This is a genomic window from Streptomyces sp. NPDC000941, from assembly GCF_053599555.1.
In genome coordinates this window covers 1-2210 of record NZ_JBSFMM010000507.1, presented here as the reverse complement: position 1 = coordinate 2210, position 2210 = coordinate 1, and the positions used below count along the sequence as shown (strand labels likewise).

At 68.7% G+C, this 2210-nt stretch carries 2 protein-coding genes; one reads left to right on the top strand and one right to left on the bottom strand.

Annotated features, from left to right (window positions below; translation table 11 throughout):
* The coding region (locus tag ACWDSL_RS53135) for an alpha-amylase family glycosyl hydrolase (RefSeq protein WP_450496932.1) at positions 1-495 on the bottom strand (495 nt) is incomplete at its 3' end.
* 297 nt (positions 496-792) lie between these two features.
* Here ACWDSL_RS53135 and ACWDSL_RS53130 point away from each other — a divergent pair.
* Positions 793-2076, top strand: a complete 1284-nt coding sequence (locus ACWDSL_RS53130; RefSeq protein ID WP_450496930.1) for an extracellular solute-binding protein — start codon at positions 793-795, stop codon at positions 2074-2076.
* Positions 2077-2210 lie beyond the last annotated feature (134 nt).

The window sequence follows — 2210 nt, the reverse complement described above, 5'->3', positions numbered from 1 at the left end:
CTCGTCGCCCCCCTTGGGGTGGGGGGCGTGCGCTCCGCCCGCCCCGTGGCGGTGGTGCTGGTGGTCGGGCGGGGGCGCCGCCGCGGGGGGGGGGGGCCCCCGCGCCTCCTGGAACCACACGTGCCGATCGGAGGTGTGGTTCGGAACGATGTCCACAATTACTTTCAGGCCCAGCTCATGGGCGGTGCGCACCAGGTCGTCCGCGTCGGAGAGGGTGCCGAACAGCGGGTCGACGGCGCGGTAGTCGGCCACGTCGTAGCCGCCGTCGGCCTGCGGCGAGGCGAAGAACGGGGTCAGCCAGACCGCGTCCACGCCCAGCCGGGCCAGGTGCGGCAGCCGCTCGCGGGCGCCGCGCAGATCCCCGATGCCGTCGCCGTCGCTGTCGGCGAAGGACCGCACGTACACCTGGTAGATGACGGCGTCGCGCCACCAGTCGGGGCCGCCGGACGGCTGCGCGGTCTCGGTCTGGGGGGAGGTGGTGAGCTCCTGGGTCATGCCGGTGAACGTAACAGCTCTGCAATGTCTTGCGGAAGAGCTTGCAGGGGCTTGTAACGCCTGTCGGGGCGGCTCCGGGGCGGCCCTGAGGCGGCTACGGGGCGGATCCGGGGCGCCCGCCGGGGCACTCCGGCGCATGTGTCAAGCGCCCGGGCGGCCACCGGAGAGACACGTGGGGGTAACGATCCCGGTCGCTTTCAGAATTTTGCTGCAAGGTCTTTCGATCGATTTGCATCCCTGTTACGTTCCTCGGCAACTCGGCGCCGCGATGGCGCGGCCGGCTTTGGAGGAGTTCAGATGCGACGTGGCATAGCGGCCACTGCGCTCGTCGCGGCGATGGCGCTCGCGGCGACCGCATGCGGCGGTGATGACGGCGGTAGCGGCGGGGGCAACAAGTCGGCCGGGGAGATCTCCGGCACCGTGACCTACTGGGACACCTCGAACGAAGCCGAGAAGGGCACGTACAAGAAGCTCGCCGAGGACTTCAGCAAGAAGTACCCGAAGGTCAAGGTCAACTACGTCAGCGTGCCGTTCGGCGATGCGCTGAAGAACTTCAAGAACGCGGCGGGCAGCGGCGGCTCCGGCGCCCCGGACGTGCTGCGCACCGAGGTCGCCTGGACCCAGGACCTCGCCAACATCGGCTATCTGGCCCCGCTGGACGGCACCGCCGCCCTCGACAAGGAGTCGGACTATCTGCCGAAGGCCGCCGCCGGCACCAAGTTCAAGGGCAAGACGTACGCCGTGCCGCAGGTCATCGACACCCTCGGCCTCTTCTACAACAAGAAGCTGCTGAAGGAGGCGGGCGTCGAGCCGCCGACCAGCTGGACCGAGCTCAAGGCCGTCGCGAAGAAGATCAAGCAGAAGACCGGTAAGACCGGTCTGTATCTGCGCGGCGACGACGCCTACTTCTATCTGCCGTTCATCTACGGCGAGGGCGGCGACCTGCTGGACACCGACGCCAAGAAGATCACCGTCGACGAGGAGCCCGGCGTCAGGGCCTTCGCCACCGCCCGCGACCTGGTCAAGTCCGGTGCGGCGATCACCGACGCCACCGACGGCTGGGACAACATGCAGAACGCCATCAAGAACGGCGACGTCGCGATGACCATCAACGGGCCGTGGGCGATCGAGGACACCCTGGCCGGCAAGGCGTTCAAGGACGACAAGTCCAACCTCGGCGTGGTCCCCGTCCCGGCCGGCAGCAAGGCCCAGGGCGCCCCGCAGGGCGGTCAGAACCTCACCGTCTACGCCGGGTCCAAGAACCTGGACGCCTCCTACGCCTTCGTCAAGTACATGAGCTCGGCCGAGGTCCAGGCCAAGACCACCGAGAAGCTGAGCCTGCTGCCGACCCGCACCTCGGTCTACGCGAACAAGGCGGTCGCGGCCAACGCCAACGTCAAGTTCTTCAAGGCGGCCGTGGACAAGGCCGTCGAACGCCCCTGGATCCCCGAGGGCAACAGCCTCTTCCAGGCGATCCTGGTCGAGTACCCGAACGTGGTGACCGGCAGGACCTCCCCCGAGAAGGCCGCCGAGTCGGTGGCCGCCGCGTACCGCAAGCTCCTCAAGGGCGACTGGAAGTAGGGACCCGCGACGATGGCTGTCGAGACCGGCCAGTCGGCAGGATCGGCCGGGGGGGCGGGGGGGGCGCGCCGGCCGGGGCGCGCGGAGGGGATCTCACACCACTTTAAACCCCAGACCCAACAAACAATAAGTGG

Excerpts from the sequence above, each read along its gene's own strand:
- ACWDSL_RS53130 (WP_450496930.1), top strand. The coding sequence starts at position 793 with ATGCGACGTGGCATAGCGGCCACTGCGCTCGTCGCGGCGATGGCGCTC.